This is a genomic window from Myxococcus faecalis, from assembly GCF_050039385.1.
In the GTDB taxonomy this organism is placed as follows: Bacteria; Myxococcota; Myxococcia; order Myxococcales; family Myxococcaceae; genus Myxococcus; species Myxococcus fulvus.
Map to the genome: position 1 here is coordinate 2,272,836 of NZ_CP144336.1, position 12,295 is coordinate 2,285,130.

Sequence of the window (12,295 nt, forward strand, 5' to 3'; positions counted from 1 at the left end):
GCCCCTCCACGGAGGCCCCCGGGACTACGGACGCTGCACGGGGCGGGACATGGGCGCGGCGGCGGGGCGCGGCGTCTCCTGGAGCAGGCGCAGCGCCCGCTCCAGCACCTCGTCCCGGCCCGCGCGCACACCCGCGAGCGTGGGGCGCACCGCCACGTGCGGCGTGAGCCCCTTGCGCTGGAGCTGACCGCCGTCCGCGTGCCGGGCATCCATGCCCGTGAAGCTCATCCAGATGCCGCCGGGCAGCACCGCGTACGTCATGTTCCCGTTGGCGCCGGCGGTGGGGCTCCCGACGAAGGTCGTCCCGCTGGTGACCTCCAGCATCAGCCCCAGGTGCTCCGCCTGGCTCACGGCGCGCTCGTCGATGAGCGTCACGGTGCGGCCCCGGTACACCGGCACGTCCGCGGTGGGCAGCGCCTGCACCAGGGCCATCCGGCCGTTCACCAACGTGGAGCCCGCGACGACGGGCACCTCGAAGCGGGACCAGGTCTTCGCGCGCTTCACGTTGAGGTACGGCGCCAGCGTCCCCGCGGTGCCACGCGGGTAGCCTCGCAGGTCGAACACCACGGCCCGGGTGGTCTGGACCTTCCGCATGACCTCCGGCACCTCGTCGGCCCCCAGTTGCGAGAGGTTCACGAGGGCGATGTTGCCCTCCAGCAGCTTGAAGGGCTCATGGGGGCGCTCCGGCCGGGAGAACGCGGCGGGCCGCTTCACCTTCACCTCCCGACGCCCCTTCTCGTTGAGCACGGTGAAGGTCGCCTCCGAGTCCGGGGGGCCCGCGAGCGCCAGGTAGACGTGGTACAGCCGGGTCGCCGCCTCGGTGGAGGCCTGGTGGACGGCGTCGATGCGGCGGACGCGCTCGTCGAGGAGCTCCGCGTCCACCTTCTCGATGACGTCCCCCACCTGGAGCCCCTGCGCGAGCGAGGCATTGGTCACGGACGTGATGACCACCTTCCCATCGAGGTCGAGCACCTCGACGGGCGCGGCGATGCCGCCCCAGATCTCCCTGAACGTGGGGTGGCCGCTGAGCGAGACGTGCCCGTCGCGCAGCTCCCGCGCGGACTTCGCCACCTCGAGCGCGTACGCCTTCGCGTCCTGGGCGGCCTCGAAGCGCTCCAACATCCCGGGGAGCGCCTGGCTCCAGTCCACGTCCATCAGGTGGCGATAGGGGAAGAACAGCTCCACCACGTTCCACAGCCGCACGGCCGCCAGCAGGCGCAGCTCGCGCGAGGGGTACGGGGACTCCGCGTAGGCGTTGTCCGGGCGCCACTGGGCCTCGGGCCGCGCCGGGGCGCTCGGGCCCTTGGGCTTGGACTTCTGATTCGCCAGCGCCAACGCGCGCGTGTAGGCCGCGTCCGGGGCGGACAGGTCCGCGCGCGCCGGCACCTCCGCGTCGAGCCCCAGCGGCAACACCGTCTCGCTGGTGCGGACCGTGGCGACGAGCGTGCTCCCCAGCGGCACTTCCTGCGTGTCCACGGCCAGCGCGTCCGTCACCGGGCCCTCGCCCACGAAGAGCGCGCGTCCCGAGGCGCGCAGCGCCAGCACCTTCGGCGAGACGACGCTCCGCGCATCCAGGAGGAAGACGACGCGCGCGAACTTCTTGCCGGCGTTGCCCTCCACCACCGAGCTGACGTCCTGGTTGAAGGCCGTGGTGTAGGGCGAGTCCATTCCCGTCTGGGCCTTGTAGCCACCGTGGAGCGAGGAGCGCGAGCCCGGCACGGACAGCTCGCCGTCGATGAAGAGGGGCAGCATCCAGTCCGCGGCGTTGGAGGCGCTCCAGGCCGCCGCCTCGTCGAAGCCTCGCATGCGCATGTCGACGACGGCGGCGCGCGCCTTGCGCACGGGGCCCCAGAGCTTCTCGCCCAGGCCCCAGAAGGCCTGGGGGCCCTCGGGCGTGGCGAGGTTGCGCAGGTCCAGGACGACCACGTCCTTCTCCAGGCCCAGGAGGGGCCGGAGCGTCGGCGGGGCCAGCGCCGCGGGCGGACGCGCGCTCTTCACGCGGGTGGCGGGGTCCTCGAGCGCGCCGAGCATCGACTGGACGGCCTCGGCGAACGCCTCGTCGCTGGTGGCGGCCTCCACCTTCGGCACCGCCGCCAGGAAGGCCGCGTCCCAGTCGATGCGCCGCGACAGCATCCACGGGTGGCGATAGCGCACCTGCCCCCAGAGCTCGCCCAACGCGCTGAGTCGCTGGAGCCTCAGCTGCGCCTGGGCCTCCTCCGGCTTCGAGGGGGCCTCCGAAGCCATCGCTCCCGAAGCCAGCAGAAACGCCAGACACAGTCCCAGCCTCGAGCCCAGGTCCTGGTGCCGCATGCAAGTCCTCCTCGTGTTCCAGCCAGCGAGCGAGGACTCTAAGTAGGTCGCCGGAAGTTCCGAGACAAATGCCGGTCGCATGCGCATTTTCTGGACCATGCGACCGGCAAGGAGCCCTGCCGAACTGGGGCTGACAGCAGAGGACAGGCGGAAGCTGGAGCATGCGCTGCGAAGCGTGCGCGACGCCCGCCACTTCCGTCGACTACTGGCAGTGAGACTCCTCGCAGAGGGCAAAGGCCCGGGCGAGGCTGCGCATCTGGCAGCCCTGAGCCGGCCAGCCGTCTACTTCTGGCTGGAGCGCTATCTGGCGCAGCGTGACCCCGAAGCGCTGCGAGATGCCCCGCGGCAGGGGCGGCCGAGGAATGCGCCGCGCCTGACGGCCGAGCGCCTGCGCGAAGTCGTCCGAGGCAGCCCAGAGAAGCAGTCCTGGGCGAGCCACGGCTGGACGGTGCCGCTGCTGTGCACGCACCTGAAGCGACAGGGCATCGAGGTGTCGCCCCGTACACTGCGCCGCCGGCTGCACGAGGCGGGCCTGGCGTGGAAGCGGCCACGGTACGTGTACGCCACGGCGGCGCCCCATCCAGGGCAGAAAAAGGGGGCCTTGTCCGCCGTCTGAAACGGCTCAAACGCCTGTTCCCCCGGGCCGTGCTGCTCGTCATGGACAGCACGGTGCTGCGGTGGTTTCCGCCGCTGCGCGCCGCCTGGGCCCCCAGGGGAGAGCAGGCCGTGGTGCCGATTACAGGCGAGAACGCCAAGCGCACACTGTGGGGCGCCATCAACCCTCGCACCGGCAAGCGCGTGCTGCTGGCAACCCAGCGCGCCAGACGCGAAGACTTCATGGATTTTCTGCGCGCCCTGCGTGCCGCCTACCCCGGTCGCCCTCTGCTGCTGGTGTTGGACCGCGCCAGCTGTCACACGGCCCAGAAGTCCCAGCAGCTCGCCGCTCGCCTCGGAATCCACCTGCTGCTGTTGCCCAAGCAGCGCTCAGAACTCAACTGCATGGACCACTTGTGGCGCTCCCTGAAGCAACGCGTTTCCGCCAACCGTCAGTACCCCACGGTCGAGCAGCACGTCGGCGCCGCCATCCGATGGGTGCTGGGCCTTTCTGCACGGGACGCCCTCCGCAAGGCCGGCTGCCTCGCCGAGGGCTTCTGGCTACGCGATTTGTTAGAGAACTTCTGGCGACCTACTTAGAGCGACCCGGAGCCGGAGTCGCGGGCCCGGTGCGCCTTCAGGATTCGCACGAAGCTCTCACGCTGACGTGCCTGGGAACGACGCAGTGGGTCCAGACTGGCGATCCAGAACGCGTCGAACAACGTCGGGTCCTCGCCGACCACCTCGACGAGCGCCTCGATGAAGTTGCGGACCCGCGCCGGCTCGCGTCGCGCGGAGGCAGGCACGAGCCGCCATTCCCGCTCCACCACCTCGCGGACCGCGTCCTCCTCGAAGACGACCACCCGGAAGACGATGCAGAGCGACCGGTCCGGGCGCTCCTCGGTGCTGAACCAATGGAGGAGCTTGTTGTCCGACTCGAGCCTGGGCCGTCCCTCCAGGGACGCCTGGAGCGCCTCCGCCGAGAGCTCCTCGCCGGGCAGGGGCGGCTCGCTGACGAGCTCCTCCGGCAGCAGGTCGAGCGCGGGGAGGTCCGGCGTGCCCTCGGGTGAAAAGCGCACGGAGCTGAACCGCTTGCCGTCCCCGCCGACGTAGGTCGAGAACGCGTCGAGCCGACGCGCCTCCACATCGAAGACATAGACATAGGACACGCTCCCGGTCTCATCCGGCGCGACCGGTAGGCCCGGGCTCTCCTCCGAATAGCGCTCCTCCTCCGTCTCGTCCTTCCCACCCATGCAGGTGGACCAACCCCAGGGGGCCTCGTCGATGAGCCGCGCCACCACGGCCTGGAGGTCGCCGCGGGCGCGCTCGACACACGCCATCAGGTGTTGCCCGAGGCCCGTGGGATAGCCATCCCAGTGATGATAGACACCGCGCCAGGGCCGAGAGGAGACGTGCTCGGGAATCTCCGAGCCCGACGTGTACACAGCGATTGCACCACGGGTCGACATGGGGCCGGAGTGTAGCGTCCAGCCCTCACGGCCTGTCGGACAATCACGCCTTCCAAGCGAAGTCACGCCTCACGGCCGGATGCCCAAAAGCGCCAGACGCAGCACCCGGCGCGCCGTGGGGGCATCCTGCTCGTTGGCGACCGCGATGGCGTTCACGAGCCGCAGCAGGTCCTCCGCCGTGGCGCCGGAGTGAATCGCGCCCGCCGAGGACGCCCGCGCCACCAGCCCGTTCAACACCTCGAGCAGCATGTCCGTGCAGCACAGCTCCCATGGTGACAGCCCCTCCGGGCCCGCGAGCAGCGCGGCGGCGAGCCCGCGGTGCGTCGCCGTGTAGACCGTCACCTCCTCCAGCCAGGCCGCCAGCTCCGCGGCCGGATTCCTGCCCGGCTGAGCGGACGCCATCGCACACAGCTGCGCGACGCCCTCCCGGAACACCACCTCCAACAACGCCTGCCGCGTCGGGAAGTGTCGGTGCAGCGTCGCCGAGCCCACCCCCGCCCGCCGCGCAATCTCCTCGAGCGACGCCTGCGCGCCATCCCGCGCGACCAGCGCCGAGGCCGCCGCGACGATCCGCTCCCGGTTGCGCTGGCCATCCACTCGCAATGACTTCACGCGCTCCACGACACCTGTCTCCTCACCGCGACGCGCCCCCACAACCGGGGGAGCCCTCCACATTCAACCACGGAATGGCACGGGGGGACGCCACCTGCCGTAGGGCCGCCGTCACCCAGGCGGTTCGGGACCCAGGCCCCCCGTGTCTCCCGCTCGCCCGCAATGGCAGTCAGCGTTCGACATGGACACACACACGAGCCCCATCCAGCCGGGGATTTTCTGTCAACACGCTGTTTCATTTCGATTCATTTCAGGAAATCCAAACAAGTACCACTTAGATGGATTTTGCGGCAAAACATCGAATCAGCCGCTAGGACAGACACCAAGCCGGTCATGGCGGGCGTCCGCCCATTCCTGGCATCTTCCTTCAAGGACTCATCACTCATGTCACACCCTCGCACCCTCTTTGTGCGCGCTCTTCGGGGCGCGTTGCTGTCCTCCGTGTTGCTCGCCGCCCCTGCCCTCGCCGAGGAGACGCACTGGGGCTATGCGCAGACCGTCGACCCTGAGCACTGGGGCGAGGTCGCCGGTGGCGCGCTTTGTTCCACGGGCATCCAGCAATCCCCCGTGGCGCTGTCCATCTCCGGGGCCACGCACACGAATGTGCAGGCGCCCAGCTTCCACTACGGCACCAGCCAGGTGCGCATGGTGAACAACGGCCACACGGTGCAGTTCAACTACGACGTGGGCAGCACCCTGCGCCTGGGCGACCAGGAGTACAAGCTGGCTCAGTTCCACTTCCACACGCCCAGCGAGCACACCCTGAACGGCGTGCACCATCCGCTCGAGGTGCACCTGGTGCACACCGACGCGGCGGGGACGCCCTGGGTCGTGGTGGGCGTGCTCATCGAGGAGGGCCTGGTGAACGCGGCGCTCTTCACCGCCTTCCGTCACCTGCCCCGTCACGAGGGTGAGACCAGCACGCCGCTGGGCGCGCTCATCAACGCCAGCGCGCTCCTGCCGTTCAACCGGGCGTTCTTCCACTACGCGGGCTCACTCACCACCCCCCCGTGCAGCGAGGGGCTGCAGTGGTTCGTGATGAAGAACCCCATCCAGATGTCCGACTCGCAGATCGCCGCCTTCGAGCGGCTGCCGCACCTCAACCCGAACAACCGCCCCGTGCAGCCGCTGAACGGCCGCGACGTGGGGCTCCAGTCCGCGCACTGAGGTCAGGCTCGGGGGCACTCCAGAAGCTTGGGGGGCCCCCACCCTGTTCAATCCGCCGACAAGCGGTGGGGTCCCCCGCTTTCGACCCGTCCGTCCTTCACGGACCCGACAGACGTCGTGTTGAGACAGAGCTCGAGGCGGCCCAGAGGATGCCGCCCTGTTTACAGACAAGCACTGCCAGCCGAGGCAGGTGCGGAATCCCGCTGCCTTGACAAACGGGGGGCCCCTCCGTATTCAACGACCATAAACGGTGGGGTCCCCCACTTACGAGAGGAGCCGCCGATGCGCCGCCACCCGACTGTCCTCGTCACCGCCGCCACGGGGAGACAGGGCGGAGCCACGGCCCGGGCCTTGCTGACCGAAGGCAGCACCTCGGTGCGTGTATTGGTGCGCAATCCGGAAGGGCCCAACGCCAGGGCGCTCGCGGCGGCGGGGGCCGAGCTCGTGGTGGGAGACCTGGACGACCTCGCGTCACTGCGCGCCGCCTGCGCGGGGGTCCAGGGGGTCTTCTCCATGCAGTCCCCCATCGTCTCCGCGACGGGCGTCGACTTCAGCAAGGAGGTCCAGCAGGGCAAGAACCTCATCGAGGCCGCGCTGGCCGAGCGCGTGGAGACGTACGTGCACACCGCGACGTCCGGCGTCGGGGACCACCGGAACATCGAGGGTTGGGCGGAGGGACGCTGGAAGGAGCACGAGGTCTACTGGGAGAACAAGCTCGCCACCTGTGAGCGCGTCCGGAGCGCCGGGTTCAGGCACTGGACGCTCATCCTGCCGGCCACCTTCATGGACCACGCGATGCTGGACACGTCCGCCTTCGTCGACGGGCACCGGTGGGTGACGGTGCTCGAGGCGGACCGGCCCATTCCCTTGATTGCCCCGGAGGACGTGGGCAACGCGTCCGCGGCGGCCCTCCTGAACCCCGCGCGGTTCCACGGGGTGACGCTGCAGCTCGCGGGCGACGTGCTCACGCCCCGGCAGATGGCGGAGGTCCTCTCCCGCGTCGATGCAAAGACCTACACCGTCCAGTCCAGCACCATCGAGGAGGCCGTCGCCGCGGGCCTCCATCCCGGCGTGGCGCGAGGGCTGACCTACATGAACGTCGCCCCCGCGCTGGCCCGGCCCGAGCTCGCCAGCGACCTGGGGCTCTCGCTCATGCGCTTCGAGCCCTGGTTGCGCCAGCGCCGTATCCAGGCAAACCGTGAGGCGCTCAGTACGGGCTCGCCGTCGGGCGGATGATGATTTCGCTCACGTCCACGTCCGGCGGCTGGCTGATGGCGTAGGCGATGGAGCGGGCGACGGCTTCGGCGGGAATCGCCACCTTGCGGAACTCACGCATCACGTCGCGCGCGTTCGAGTCGCTGATGCTCTCCGCCAGCTCCGACGTGGTGACGCCCGGGGAGATGACCGTCACGCGGATGTCCCCGCCCACCTCCTGACGCAGCCCCTCGGAGATGGCCAGCACCGCGAACTTCGTGGCGCAGTACACCGCCGCCGTCGGACTCACCGCGTGCCCGCCGATGGACGACAGGTTGATGACCTGCCCGGACTTCTGCCGCTTCATCACCGGCAGCGCCGCGGCGATGCCGTGCAGCACGCCCCGGATGTTCACGTCGATCATCCGGTCCCACTCGTCCACCTTCAGCTTCTCCAGCAGCGACAGCGGCATCACCCCCGCGTTGTTGATGAGCACGTCCAGCCGCCCGAACGCCTCCACCGTGAAGCGCACGAAGCCCTCCACGTCCTCGCGCTTCGTCACGTCCACCGCGCGCACCCGCACCTCGCCTCCCGCCGCCGTCAGCTCCTTCGCCAGCACCTCCAGCCGCTCCTGCCGGCGCGCGCCCAGCACCACCTTCGCGCCCTGCTGGGCAAGCAGGCGGGCCGCCGCCTCGCCGATTCCGCTGCTCGCTCCGGTGATGGCCACCACCTTGCCCTGGATGTTCGTCGTCATGTGCACGTCCCTCGATGGATTGCCCGGTGCCAGGAGGGCGCCGGGGACATGCACACCTTCTCAACCGAGGGCCTGGGGGCGTTATCCGGATGCTCGCCGGCTCTTGCCTAATCCTGCACGGGACGTTTGACTGCCTGCCATGAAGCGCGCCCCTCCCTCGGCGTCCGCCCCGAATCCCAGCCTGGACGAGCTGGCGACGCTCCTCGCGCGCCACACGCCCGCGGACGGCATCCACGCCACCGCCATCCCCCGGCTCTCGCTCATCCGCGCCTCCGCCCCCACCCCGGAGCTGCACGCGCTGCAGGCCGCCGCGCTGTGCATCGTCGCGCAGGGCCGCAAGCAGGTGCTGCTCGGTGACGACGTCTATGTCTACGGGACGGACCAGTGCCTGGTCGCCTCCATGGACCTCCACGTCACCGGCCAGGTCATCGAGGCGACGCCCGCCAGGCCCTACCTCTGCTTCCGGCTGGACCTGGAGCCCGGCCAGCTCAGCAGCCTGATGATGGAGGCGGCGCTGGAGGCGCCCGAGGACCGCGGCGTGGCCCGAGGGCTCGCGCTGGGCCCGGTGGCGGCACCGCTCCTGGACGCGACGTCGCGGCTCGTGCGGCTCCTGGACACCCCGCGCGACATCCCCGTGCTCGCGCCGCTCATCACCCGGGAGATTCTCTACCGCCTGCTGTCCGGGGAGAACACCGCGCGGCTGCGGCGCATCGCCATGGCGGACAGCCGCCTGGACGCCATCGCCCGCGCCATCCACTGGCTCAAGGCGCACTACGCCGCGCCCCTGCGAATCGAAGACCTGGCGCGCACCGTCCACATGAGCCCGTCCGCGCTCCACCACCACTTCAAGTCCGTCACGGCGATGAGCCCCCTGCAGTACCAGAAGCAGCTGCGCCTGCAGGAGGCCCGTCGCCGGATGCTCGCCGAGGCCATGGACGCGGCGATGGCCGGGCACTCCGTGGGCTACGAGAGCCCGTCCCAGTTCAGCCGCGAGTACAGCCGGATGTTCGGCGCCCCGCCGTCGCGGGACATCGCACGGCTCCGCGAGTCGCTCGGAGCCGTGCAGTGACGCCGTCAGCGGGGCGCGCCGCGCAGCTCGTCCATCAGCGCCTTGGCCGTGCGGCCGTCATGCACGCTGAAGTCGGCGAGCCCCGGGTGGACCTCGGAGCCGAGCGCCTGGATTTCACCCGACGCCGTCACCCGGAGCCGCCCCTGCCAGCCCCCGAGCACGTGGTACGCGCCCGGGTGCTTCGCCGCGGGGATGAGGAAGAAGATGGCCTCCTCCGCCAGCCGCAGCACGGGCTTGTCATCCGGCTCCATCCGGTGGCCGTCCGGCGCCAGTCCCCCCAGCTCGACGATCTCCAGCTTGCTGTCGGGCCCGAGCTTCGCGCCCCCCAGCGCGACCAGCCCCTCTTTCGCGCGGGCGACGTCCGACACCACCAGCGTGGAGACCGTCAGCGGCGTCTCCGCGTAGCGGTCCCCCGCCTCCTCCGGCGTGAAGTACCGCTGGGCCTTCTCGTTCCAGCCGTAGACGCGCTGAACCGCCGGACGCGACGACACCACCCGGGCCTGGACGATGACGCCCGACTCGCCCACCATCTCCTTGAAGCTGTCATGCGTCACCCAATGCACCGTCATCGGGTGGCTGTGCTCCACGGACTCGAGCGGCTGGGACACCGGTTGCGCGACCTCGGCGGACGGCGCCTCGCGAGCGCAGCCCATCATCGCGCCCCAGACGCACGGGAGCAGCAACAGCCTGCGTGCCTTCTTGAATTCATGCATGGCGTTCTCCTTTCCTGGCGGCCCGTCAGGGATACAGCGCGTTGAGGCCCTGCGCGTCGCAGCCGCTGAGCGTGGCGGGGTTGGAGCACTCGGTGCAGGGGTTCATCACCCGGCCCTGGGTGCAACCACAGACATGCTTCATTCCCACCGCGTGCCCCGTCTCGTGCTCGGCCAGCCACAACCGCCAGGTGGCGTCCGCCGTGACGCGGCTCAGGTTGAACTGGATCATCGCGCCGCCCCGGTTGATGCAGTTGTTGGCGCCGATGCCGCCCGGGTACGTCGTGTAACCCCACCACGTGTCGGAGGTGTTGGCGTCCCAGTAGTCGATGTCGTGGTTGGAGTGGTTGGAGCCGTCCGTGTTGAGGTACAGCGTGTTCCCCGGCGCCGCGGGCGGGTTGTTGAGGTTCGTCCAGGCCTGCGGCACCTGGCTGATGGACGAGTGGTTGTAGACGTTGACCGAAGTCCAGTGCTGGGAGCCGCTGTAGGTGATTCCGCACCACTTCCAGCCCGACAGGTTGTAGCAGGCGTTCAATCCCCCCGAGCCGCAGTCATCGCGGGTGCAGGCCCGGGCGTCGGGCGAGGTGAGTCCTCCGAGCGCGGCCACCATCGCGATGGCGGCCGTCCGGTTCCAGAGCGTTCGCATGAGCCGTTCCTCTTGGCGGGGCGTGGGCTACTGACAGGTGATGCCCGGCAGGCCCTGGTAGGAGCCCTGGGACGTCCACAGGGAGATGGTGCCGCCGCAGCCCGGCGTGGCCGCGTACGGGTCATCCGTTCCCCACGTCGGGTCGGAGAACTCGAAGTGCAGGTGAGGCCCCGTGGACGCGCCCGACGAGCCCGCCTTCGCAATCCAGTTGCCGCAGGGGATGTTCGCGCCCACGCTGTACTGGAAGCTGAACTTCTTCAGGTGGAAGTACTTGCTGCGGCGGTTGTCCGAGTGCCGGAGAATCATGTAGTTGGCCGCGCGGATGCCGCAGTTGGCGTTGGGGTCGTCCTTGTTCCAGGCCAGGCACCGGTCGTAGAACCCGTCGACGGCGCTCTCCAGGACGCCGGAGGCGGCGGAGATGACCCAGACGCCCGCGTCCATCGCCGCGAGGCCGCCCGACAGCGAGAAGTCCGTGCCCAGGTGGCCGTAGTAGGTCCAGCCCTGGCACGTCCAGTCCTTCACGCCCCCCAGGTCCTTGTACGCGCCGACATAGCAGCCGCCGCTGGCGCACTGGCCGGGGTTCATGGACATGGGGAAGCGGAACATCGTGCCCGCCAGCGCGGACGCGGGCGCCACCAGCAAGGCCCCCACCAGCAGGGCCTGCAGCTTCATCGAGAGCGTCGTCTTCACCGGGCACCTCCTTCCCGCACCGCCACACCGGTGCGCACATCCAGCGTCCACTGCTCGCCGCCGCCGGCCGCGTAGCGCAGCCGGTCCTCGGACAACCACTCCATGGCCCCGGTGTTGATGGGAGGCGGCACGAAGTTCGCGGGCACGCCGTCGCGCAGCGCGCCGGCCTTCAGGCCGACGTTGGTGAGCTGCACCGGCTCCGCGCCATCCAGCGTGGTGCGGAACCACGACGCCATGGTGGTGCGTCCCGACACGAACACCACCGTGCGCCCGTCCGGGGACATCGTGCCCATCGCATCCAGACCCGGCCCGTCCGCCACCACGGTGACGCGGCCGTCCACGGCCACGAAGCCCACCGCCGTCTCATGCGACTCGGCGCCGGTGCGCGACAGGGTGGCCACCACGCCGTCGCCCTTCACGGACGGCGCCAGGTCTCCGAGCACGCGCTGCGCCAGCAGGCGCTCCCGGCCCGAGTCCTCGCGCAGCCGCAGGTCTCCCTCGGGGGTGAGCAGCAGCGTCTTGTCGCCCAGCGCGCTGGCCTCCGCGTACTTGAAGGCGCGGTCCACCACGCGCACGGTGCCCCGGGCCTCGTCGTAGCGCAGCACCGCCAGCCTCGGCTGCAGGTCCGTCCCCGGCGGGGGTGCCTCCTCGATGACGCCCAGCACCGTCTGCGCGCCGCGGCCGTGCAGCGTGGCGACGAACGCCTTCGCGCCGAACTCCTTGGCGAGCATGGGCTCCACCGCCGCGCGCATCGCCCGCACGCGAGTCACCTCGCGCGACGCCCCACCCTCTTCCGCCTGAGCGACCGGCCCCGACAGCAACAGTCCGGCCACCGCCATTCCCAATGTCTTCATCACGAGACCTCACTGAACCTTCATGATTGCAATGCAGCCATGCCCGGCCGACACACGGCTCCGGGCACACGGCGACTCACCACTGACGAAGGGCGCGGGTGTCCCCATGCGGGGCATCGGGACGTGGGAAGCACGCCCTTCGCCCCCATGACCGACGGGGCGGATTTACGTCCCATTTCCCGGCGCGACGGACCGGACCACGGCGCCAGGGCGCGGGTCTCCAGGT

13 protein-coding genes are annotated in these 12,295 nt (G+C 70.2%); 5 read left to right on the plus strand and 8 right to left on the minus strand.

Annotated elements, in window-relative coordinates; translation table 11 throughout:
• Positions 1–24: 24 nt before the first annotated feature.
• On the minus strand, positions 25–2,310 hold the full coding sequence (locus VZQ01_RS08845; RefSeq protein WP_223750304.1) for a S41 family peptidase: 2,286 nt from the start codon (positions 2,308–2,310) through the stop codon (positions 25–27).
• 211 nt (positions 2,311–2,521) lie between these two features.
• Between VZQ01_RS08845 and VZQ01_RS08850 the strand changes: the two genes are divergently transcribed.
• Together VZQ01_RS08850 and VZQ01_RS08855 are read left to right on the plus strand one after the other, a co-directional pair.
• Positions 2,522–2,926, plus strand: coding sequence for a helix-turn-helix domain-containing protein (locus VZQ01_RS08850; protein ID WP_426744686.1), 405 nt, complete (start codon positions 2,522–2,524; stop codon positions 2,924–2,926).
• Between the two features lie 29 nt (positions 2,927–2,955).
• On the plus strand, positions 2,956–3,504 hold the full coding sequence (locus VZQ01_RS08855; protein WP_408891716.1) for an IS630 family transposase: 549 nt from the start codon (positions 2,956–2,958) through the stop codon (positions 3,502–3,504).
• Here VZQ01_RS08855 and VZQ01_RS08860 read toward each other — a convergent pair.
• Complete coding sequence (locus VZQ01_RS08860; protein WP_408891281.1) at positions 3,501–4,373, minus strand: hypothetical protein; 873 nt, start codon at positions 4,371–4,373, stop codon at positions 3,501–3,503. The two genes, VZQ01_RS08855 and VZQ01_RS08860, sit on opposite strands and share 4 nt — an antisense overlap.
• 69 nt (positions 4,374–4,442) lie before the next feature.
• Positions 4,443–4,985: a TetR/AcrR family transcriptional regulator gene (locus VZQ01_RS08865; RefSeq protein WP_223785507.1), complete on the minus strand. Its 543-nt coding sequence runs from the start codon at positions 4,983–4,985 to the stop codon at positions 4,443–4,445.
• 552 nt (positions 4,986–5,537) lie between these two features.
• Here VZQ01_RS08865 and VZQ01_RS08870 point away from each other — a divergent pair.
• Both VZQ01_RS08870 and VZQ01_RS08875 read left to right on the plus strand, forming a co-directional pair.
• The gene (locus VZQ01_RS08870) at positions 5,538–6,152 is read left to right on the plus strand and encodes a carbonic anhydrase (protein ID WP_426748946.1); all 615 of its coding nucleotides are present in this window, start codon (positions 5,538–5,540) and stop codon (positions 6,150–6,152) included.
• A 282-nt stretch (positions 6,153–6,434) separates the two neighbouring features.
• Positions 6,435–7,388, plus strand: coding sequence for an NmrA family NAD(P)-binding protein (locus tag VZQ01_RS08875; RefSeq protein ID WP_426747544.1), 954 nt, complete (start codon positions 6,435–6,437; stop codon positions 7,386–7,388).
• Here the strand turns inward: VZQ01_RS08875 and VZQ01_RS08880 are convergent.
• Positions 7,360–8,100 carry an SDR family oxidoreductase gene (locus VZQ01_RS08880; protein ID WP_426747545.1) on the minus strand — a complete coding sequence of 247 codons (741 nt, stop codon included), beginning with the start codon at positions 8,098–8,100 and terminating at the stop codon, positions 7,360–7,362. The genes VZQ01_RS08875 and VZQ01_RS08880 overlap by 29 nt on opposite strands.
• 139 nt (positions 8,101–8,239) lie before the next feature.
• On the opposite strand from VZQ01_RS08880, the gene VZQ01_RS08885 reads away from it, so the two are divergent.
• Positions 8,240–9,169 carry an AraC family transcriptional regulator gene (locus VZQ01_RS08885; RefSeq protein WP_223750298.1) on the plus strand — a complete coding sequence of 310 codons (930 nt, stop codon included), beginning with the start codon at positions 8,240–8,242 and terminating at the stop codon, positions 9,167–9,169.
• Positions 9,170–9,174: 5 nt separating this feature from the next.
• Here VZQ01_RS08885 and VZQ01_RS08890 read toward each other — a convergent pair whose 3' ends face one another.
• The 4 genes from VZQ01_RS08890 to VZQ01_RS08905 are packed head-to-tail and all read right to left on the minus strand — an operon-like array spanning position 9,175 to position 12,069.
• On the minus strand, positions 9,175–9,882 hold the full coding sequence (locus VZQ01_RS08890) for a hypothetical protein (protein WP_223750297.1): 708 nt from the start codon (positions 9,880–9,882) through the stop codon (positions 9,175–9,177).
• 25 nt (positions 9,883–9,907) lie between these two features.
• Positions 9,908–10,525: a hypothetical protein gene (locus tag VZQ01_RS08895; protein ID WP_141322970.1), complete on the minus strand. Its 618-nt coding sequence runs from the start codon at positions 10,523–10,525 to the stop codon at positions 9,908–9,910.
• A 27-nt stretch (positions 10,526–10,552) separates the two neighbouring features.
• On the minus strand, positions 10,553–11,215 hold the full coding sequence (locus tag VZQ01_RS08900; RefSeq protein ID WP_223750295.1) for a M23 family metallopeptidase: 663 nt from the start codon (positions 11,213–11,215) through the stop codon (positions 10,553–10,555).
• Positions 11,212–12,069 (minus strand): TolB family protein, encoded by an 858-nt coding sequence (locus tag VZQ01_RS08905; protein ID WP_426747546.1) that lies wholly within the window; start codon positions 12,067–12,069, stop codon positions 11,212–11,214. Before VZQ01_RS08905 ends, VZQ01_RS08900 begins: the two co-directional genes overlap by 4 nt.
• Positions 12,070–12,295: the final 226 nt, after the last annotated feature.